This is a genomic window from Novosphingobium aquae (genome assembly GCF_037572715.1).
Classification (GTDB): domain Bacteria; phylum Pseudomonadota; class Alphaproteobacteria; order Sphingomonadales; family Sphingomonadaceae; genus Novosphingobium; species Novosphingobium aquae.
In genome coordinates this window covers 1-7207 of sequence record NZ_JBBHJY010000016.1, presented here as the reverse complement: position 1 = coordinate 7207, position 7207 = coordinate 1, and the positions used below count along the sequence as shown (strand labels likewise).

Sequence of the window (7207 nt, the reverse complement as noted above, 5' to 3'; positions counted from 1 at the left end):
ACCAACGTCACCGGCACTTGCGCGTCCTGCCACAACGGCACGACCGCCACAGGCAAGTCAGCCACGCACATCGCAACGAACACCAACTGCCAGGATTGCCACACAACCACGGCTTGGAGCCCGGCGCGCACCGTCAACCACAACGACGTGATCGGTACCTGCTCCAGCTGCCACAACGGGACCAAAGCCAGCGGCAAAACCGCAACCCACATTCCGACGACTTCGGAATGCAGCACTTGCCACTCCACCACCGGCTGGACGCCCGCCAACTTCAGCCACGCCAACGTCACTGGCACTTGCGCCAGCTGCCACAACGGCACGACTGCCACAGGCAAGTCAGCCACGCACATCGCGACCAACACGAATTGCCAGGATTGCCACACAACCACGGCTTGGAGCCCGGCGCGCACCGTCAACCACAATGATGTGATCGGCACCTGCTCCAGCTGCCACAACGGGACCAAAGCCAGCGGCAAAACCGCAACCCACGTCCCGACAACTGCGGAGTGCAGTGATTGCCACCGCACCACGGGCTGGACGCCGGCGACGTTCAGCCATGCCAACGTCACTGGCACTTGCGCCAGCTGCCACAACGGCACGACCGCCACAGGCAAGTCAGCCACACACATCGCAACGAACACCAACTGTCAGGATTGCCACACAACAACCACCTGGAGCCCTGCCAAAACGGTCAACCACAACGACGTGATCGGTACCTGTTCAAGCTGCCACAACGGGACCAAAGCCAGCGGCAAGCCTGCAACGCATATTCCGACGACTTCGGAATGCAGCACTTGCCACTCCACCACCGGCTGGACGCCCGCCAACTTCAGCCATGCCAACGTCACCGGCACTTGCGCGAGCTGCCACAATGGCACCACCGCGACGGGCAAGAGCTCGAACCACATTGCCACCAACACGAATTGCCAAGACTGCCACACCACGACAGCATGGTCCCCGGCCCGGACGGTCGATCACAATGACGTGATCGGCACTTGCTCAAGCTGTCACAATGGAACCGCCGCCGCGGGCAAGCCCGCCACCCATATCGCTACGACCGCGCAGTGCAGTGATTGTCACCGCACGACGGCGTGGACGCCCGCGAATTTCAGCCATGCCAATGTCTCTGGGGCCTGCTCCACCTGTCACAACGGCACGACCGCAACGGGCAAGAACGCCACGCACATAGCGACAACCGCGATTTGCGAGGATTGCCATACCACGACCGCCTGGTCGCCCGCGCGCACCGTGAACCACGCCGACGTGATCGGCACTTGCGCGAGCTGTCACAACGGCACCACCGCGCCGGGCAAGACCGCGACCCACATCCGGACCACCGACAGCTGCGATTTCTGCCATGTGACCACCGCCTGGACCAGCGTCCGCATGGATCATACGCAAGCGCTCGGCACCTGTTCGTCCTGCCACAATGGCAACGCCGCCACCGGCAAGACCGCAACCCATGTGCCAACGACTTCAGAATGCGGCACGTGCCACCAGACCAATGCCTGGACTCCGGCGACCTTCAGCCATTCGGGCGTCGGCACCAATTGTTATTCCTGCCACAACGGCACGACCGCCACAGGCAAGTCGGCCACCCACCCCGGCACGACTAACGTTTGCAGCAATTGCCACACCTCGACAACGAATTGGTTGAACTACCGGATCAGCCACAGCGACGTGACCGGCCGCTGCGACTCCTGTCACAACGGACGCATCGCGGAGGGTAAGCCCAGCCACGAACATCCAACCACCACTCAAGATTGCGGCGCATGCCACTCGACCCGGACTTGGGACCGATAGGCATGCATCTGGAGACATGACTTGACGAGATTGACCGAATTTTCTGCGGCTCCGATCGCCATCATCGCGGCAACCATAGCCGGCGGACTGGTTTTGCCAATGCCCGCATTTGGCCAAGCATCGGCCGATCGCACTCTGTCTGACGTGCGTGTTGATAGCTCTGGCAACTGCCCGGTCCTGACCGTCAACTTCAACATGCGCCTGCAAGTGCTTAGCTCGTTTCCGGAAACGCACGGACGCGAGTTGCACATCCGCATCCAGCCGCTCGATTCGCAGATCGGCCCGGGCGGACGTGAATCGCTGCGTCCGCCGAGTGCGCTTCCGGGAATCGCCTCGATCCAGTATGAAGGCGACAATCCGGGCGGTCCCGTCCTCTCCTTGTTTTTTGCCAAGGATACGGCATTTGCCGTTGAACCCGGACTGCAAGCCAATTCGGTGATCATCCGGCTGAGCGATCTCAAGGCCGGCGCCTGCCCCTCCCCGCGCGAGGTGTCCGCTCCGACCTTGCCAGCAGCCGCCATTCCTTTGGTGACCGCCGATGGATCGGAGACAGCCCGGCTGATCGACTCAGCGGAAGGTGCTATCCGCGATGGCGAGAATGACCGCGCCATCCAATTGCTGACCAACGCGCTGGCACAACCGGAGAATGCCAATACGCCCCGCGCGCTCGAGCTGCTTGGCCTGACGCGTGAAAAGAAGGGCCAGTCAGTGCAGGCCCAGGCGGAGTACGAAGAATACCTGCGCCGTTATCCCAGCGGCGAAGGGGCCGAACGGGTGCGCCAGCGACTTGCCGCGCTCAGTCCAGCGGCCGCTGCGAGCACACCGGCCTTGCGCCAGGCCTCGGGCCGCGCGGGCGGCGGCAAGGCCTGGGAATGGGGTGTGCGCGGCAGTTTCTCGCAGTTCTATTTTCGCGATCAGGGCCGGACCAGCTCGGACACATTCGCCACAAATTCCACACTCGGCACCGAGATCGACAATTCGCTTAACGTCAACCAGTTGCTGACCAGCGCGGACGTTACCATTTCGAGCGGCAACGATCGCCAGCAGTTCCAGCTGCGCGGGGCCGGGTCTTATACCAAAAACTTCGGCACCAGCGCCTCGGTGACGACGATCAACAACGGTGGCAGCCAGACGACCTTTCGATCCAAGCCCGGCGGAGGACTCAAAGCACTGACCGCGCTCTATCTTGACTGGAGTTCGAGCGATTTCGGTTCGCAGGTTCGCGTCGGGCGCCAAACCCGCAACTCGCAAGGTGTGCTGGGTCGCTTTGACGGCGCGCTGATCGGCTGGCAGGCCCGGCCCAAGCTACGTGTCAACGTAGTTGGCGGCTTCCCCGTCCAGTCATCTCGCCAGACCTGGGTGATGAAAGAACGGCCGTTCTACGGCGTCAGCGTCGATTTGGGCAACAAGAAGAGCCCGATCCAGACAACCTTCTATTATTTCGATCAGCACGCCCGCGGAGGTTTCGTCGATCGCCGGTCGGTGGGCTTTGAAGGGCGCTATGCCAACAAGAAGTTCAATGCCTTCACGATGATCGACTATGACGTGAAGTTCAACCGGCTCAACCTTGGGCTGGCGTCGCTTAGTTACAACTTCCCGGACAGCGCGAACCTGACCCTGACGGCCGATTATCGCCAGTCGCCGCTGCTCACCACGACCAATGCCACTTATGGCCAGATCCTCGTATCTACCGGCCTTCCGGTGCTGGACCTGCGCGATCTCAAGCCGTTCTTCACCGATCCGCAAATTTACCAAATGGCCAAAGACACGACGCTGACGGCCAAGACCGTAACGCTTGCCTATTCGCGGCCGCTGACCAAGAAGCTGCAGGCCAACTTCGACGTCTCGATGACCGATACCGGCGGCACCGTCGGCGTTCCTCCTACGGCCGACATCATAGGCGTCGCGCCTACCCCTGTCACGGGCAAGGAATACTATTACGGCGCGCAGCTGATCGGATCGGGGTTATTCTGGGACAGCGACATTTTCATCGTTTCAGGCCGCTATGCCAACACCCAGCGCACCAATACCTGGACGGCGGACATCAACGCCCGCGTGCCGATCACCAACAAGTTCCGTCTCAGCCCGCGCCTGCGTTACGGCGAGCGCAAGGAAAAGCTGACGCAAGGCGATTTCAGCCAGTTTCAGCCGACCCTCCGCATGAACTGGTATCCGCTGCGCCATGGCGAGGTTGAGGTGGAATTTGGCGGAAACTTCTCGCGCCAGCGCCAGATCATCGCCGGCAACCCCATGACCACGCGCGAATCCGGCTACGTGCTGAGCGCCGGTTACCGGCTCGATTTCTGATGAAAGGACTACACGCTTGATCGCTGAAGCCGGACTGGCCGCCCTATGGATCGCAGCCGCCATGGCCTTGCTGCAATTGCTGGGCGGCGCATTGGGCCTGATGAAGGGGCGCGAAGCCGCCGCTGCCATCGTTGCCCCCGCTGCGATCGTGCAGGCGGGGTTTGCTCTCTTGTCATTTTTTCTGCTGATCGCCGTTTTCGTGCGATCGGACATGTCGGTACTGCTCGTCGCGGCCAACAGCCATTCGATGAAGCCGATGATCTACAAGGTCGCCGGGACATGGGGGAACCATGAGGGCTCCATGCTCTTGTGGGTGACGATCCTGTCCCTTTCCGGCGCGACGATCGCCCTGTTCGAAAAGAAACTGCGCGCCGATACCCGGCTGGCAACGCTGGCAGCGCAAGCCGCGATTGCGCTGGGGTTCTATGCCTTTCTGCTGTTTGCCTCGAACCCCTTTGCCCGAATCACCGGCGTGCTTGACGGGGCGGGGCTCAACCCCCTGCTGCAGGACCCTGGCCTCGCCTTTCATCCACCTACGCTTTACGCCGGATATGTGGGCATGTCGGCGGCCTTTTCCTTTGCCGTTGGGGCACTTGTCACCCGCAATGTCAGCCCCGACTTCGCCCGCGCCATGCGGCCGTGGATCCTTGGGGCTTGGATTTTCCTCACGATCGGCATCACCGCGGGCTCTTACTGGGCCTATTATACCCTTGGCTGGGGTGGATGGTGGTTCTGGGACCCGGTGGAGAATGCCAGTCTGATGCCTTGGCTCGCGGCGACGGCATTGCTCCATTCGGTGACCGTGCTCGCCACTCGCGATGGTCTGCGCGCCTGGACCATCATGCTGTCGGTTCTCGCCTTCTCAATGTCGATGGTCGGCACGTTTCTTGTCCGATCGGGCATTCTCACGTCAGTCCATTCCTTCGCGGTCGATCCGGAGCGCGGCGTCTTCATCCTTGCGCTGCTGGCAATCTATATCGGCGGCGCACTGGCGCTCTTCGCCATGCGCGTGAGTACCGTGGTTGAAGGCAACCGCTTTGACATGGTCAGCCGCGAGGCGGCGCTGGTGATCAACAACCTGCTGCTCTCGGTGATCCTCGTCGTGGTGCTGGCGGGTACGCTCTATCCGCTGATCCTTGAATCGCTGACCGGCGGCAAGATTTCCGTCGGCGCGCCGTTCTTCAATGCCATGGCCGGACCGATTGCCGTTATCATGATGGTGCTGCTCGCGGCGGGCCCTCTCCTGCGCTGGCGTAGCGACCGGCCGCGTATGGTGCTCGACCGCATGGCTGTGGCGATCCTGGCGGCTGCGATCATGCTGCTGACGCTCGCGGTTTTTGCGCGGGGCATCGGTTTGCTGCCGCTGCTGGGGCTGGTTGCCGCAGCTTTGGTCGGCGTTGCCAGCCTAGCTCCCTTGTGGAAGCGCAAGCTGACGCGCACGCCGCTGTTCACCCTTGGCATGGTCATGGCGCACCTTGGCTGTGCCGTCAGCATGGCCGGCATGGCCTGTGATGCTGCCTTCACTGCGGAAAACATGGTGTCGATGAAGGCTAACGAAACAAGCCAAGTGGGCCCCTATTCGGTCACCCTGCTCGGCGTGCGCGAGACGCCGGGGCCCAACTATCAGGCGCTCGAAGCGGTCCTCTCCGTTCGCAAGGGCACAGGGGAGCCGTGGCAGATGGTGCCGCAGCTCCACCAGTTCACCGATCCGCCGATGACCACCAATCAGGCCGCAATCAAGACTTTCTGGAACGGCCAACTCTATCTGGTGGTCGGGGAGAATACTGATGGCACCAACTTCGTCATGCGGATGTGGTGGAAGCCATTTGTCACCCTGATCTGGCTGGGCGGCATCTTGATTGCGCTTGGCGGGGCCCTGTCGCTGCTAGGCCGGCTTCAGCGCGACATCTGGTCTGCCCGCTGGCCGTGGGGCGCGGACAAGGAGGCAACGGCATGAAGCGCAAGCTGATCCTGTGGGTGCCCTTTGGCTTGTGCGCGGCGCTGTTCATCGCCTTCTTCATCGGGCTCAAGAACCCCGCCGATCACGTGATCGCCTCAAAAATGGTCGGTCAGCCGCTGCCTGAATTCGATGCCGCCCCCGGAATTCCAGGCCAGCCAGGCGCGGCAACGCGCGATTTCAAGGACGGCAAGCCGCGCCTGCTCAACATCTTCGCATCGTGGTGCGTGCCTTGTGTTCAGGAAATCCCGATGTTGATCAGGCTCAAGGACGCGGGCGCTGAAATTGATGGATTGGCGGTGCATGATACAACCCCCGATCTTCAGGCTTTCCTTGCCCGCAACGGCAACCCCTATACCCGCATCGGCCTCGATTCCGCGGGCAAGGCGCAGATTGCTTTTGGTTCGGCAGGCGTGCCGGAAACCTTCGTTGTCGATGGTCAGGGCAAGATCATTTACCAGCACATCGGCGTGGTGACCGAAGAGGACATGCCCAAGCTGATGGCCATGCTGGGAGCCCGGCCATGAAGCGGGCGCTGCTTCCACTGCTGCTGGTCAGCATGGCGCTTCCCGCGCTGGCGCAGGACTATGCTGAAGTGTCTCTGGCCGATCCCCGCAAGGAGGAACAGGCGCTGACGCTGATGGATTCTATCCGTTGCGTGGTTTGCCAGGGACAGCCGATCTCAGGCAGCAACGCCGATCTGGCGGGTGATATGCGCCGCCTGATCCGCGAACGGATCGCGGCAGGTGATGATCCCGAAGACGTGCGCGCCATGCTGATCGGCAAGTACGGCGATTGGGTAAGCTTCCAACCGCAGTTCAAGACGGAAACAATGCCGCTGTGGCTGGTGCCGCTATTCGCGCTATTCGCTGGCGTAATACTCGTCGCGCGGCGATTGAAAAGGAAAGGCAAGCGATGGGTTGGATCTTCGCACTAGGATTTTTCATTGTTGCGCTCGCTGCCCTGTGGTTGCTGGCCGGCAGAAAACCGATGGCTCTTGAACTCGGTGGCGCGATGCTGCTGGTCGCAGTCGCCGGTTATGCTTGGCAGGGCAGCCCCGACCTCCCGGGCCAACCCGTCATTCCAACAGTTCCTGGCAAGTAGAAAGGGCGGGTCGCCATGTTCCTTTATGCCAAGCAC

The 7207-nt window shown here is 61.8% G+C and carries 6 protein-coding genes; 5 read left to right on the top strand and 1 reads right to left on the bottom strand.

Going from position 1 to position 7207, the window contains the following annotated elements:
- From WG900_RS19970 to WG900_RS19950, 5 genes are all read left to right on the top strand, one after another.
- Nucleotides 1-1803 (top strand): cytochrome c3 family protein (locus WG900_RS19970; RefSeq protein ID WP_339970111.1); only part of this gene is annotated, 1803 nt, incomplete at its 5' end.
- Between the two features lie 21 nt (nucleotides 1804-1824).
- Complete coding sequence (locus tag WG900_RS19965; protein ID WP_339970109.1) at nucleotides 1825-4110, top strand: tetratricopeptide repeat protein; 2286 nt, start codon at nucleotides 1825-1827, stop codon at nucleotides 4108-4110.
- Nucleotides 4111-4126: 16 nt separating this feature from the next.
- Nucleotides 4127-6067, top strand: a complete 1941-nt coding sequence (locus WG900_RS19960) for a heme lyase CcmF/NrfE family subunit (RefSeq protein WP_339970107.1) — start codon at nucleotides 4127-4129, stop codon at nucleotides 6065-6067.
- Complete coding sequence (locus tag WG900_RS19955; protein ID WP_339970105.1) at nucleotides 6064-6594, top strand: redoxin family protein; 531 nt, start codon at nucleotides 6064-6066, stop codon at nucleotides 6592-6594. The genes WG900_RS19960 and WG900_RS19955 overlap by 4 nt, the downstream gene beginning before the upstream one ends.
- Complete coding sequence (locus WG900_RS19950) at nucleotides 6591-7004, top strand: cytochrome c-type biogenesis protein (protein WP_339970103.1); 414 nt, start codon at nucleotides 6591-6593, stop codon at nucleotides 7002-7004. Before WG900_RS19955 ends, WG900_RS19950 begins: the two co-directional genes overlap by 4 nt.
- On the opposite strand, the gene WG900_RS19945 is transcribed toward WG900_RS19950, so the two are convergent.
- Nucleotides 7001-7207: hypothetical protein (locus tag WG900_RS19945; protein ID WP_339970102.1), on the bottom strand; the 207-nt coding region annotated here is incomplete at its 5' end. The genes WG900_RS19950 and WG900_RS19945 overlap by 4 nt on opposite strands.

Bases quoted from the DNA above. Each gene is read 5' to 3' on its own strand.
- WG900_RS19955 (WP_339970105.1), top strand. From the start codon at position 6,064: ATGAAGCGCAAGCTGATCCTGTGGGTGCCCTTTGGCTTGTGCGCGGCG.
- WG900_RS19950 (WP_339970103.1), top strand. From the start codon at position 6,591: ATGAAGCGGGCGCTGCTTCCACTGCTGCTGGTCAGCATGGCGCTTCCC.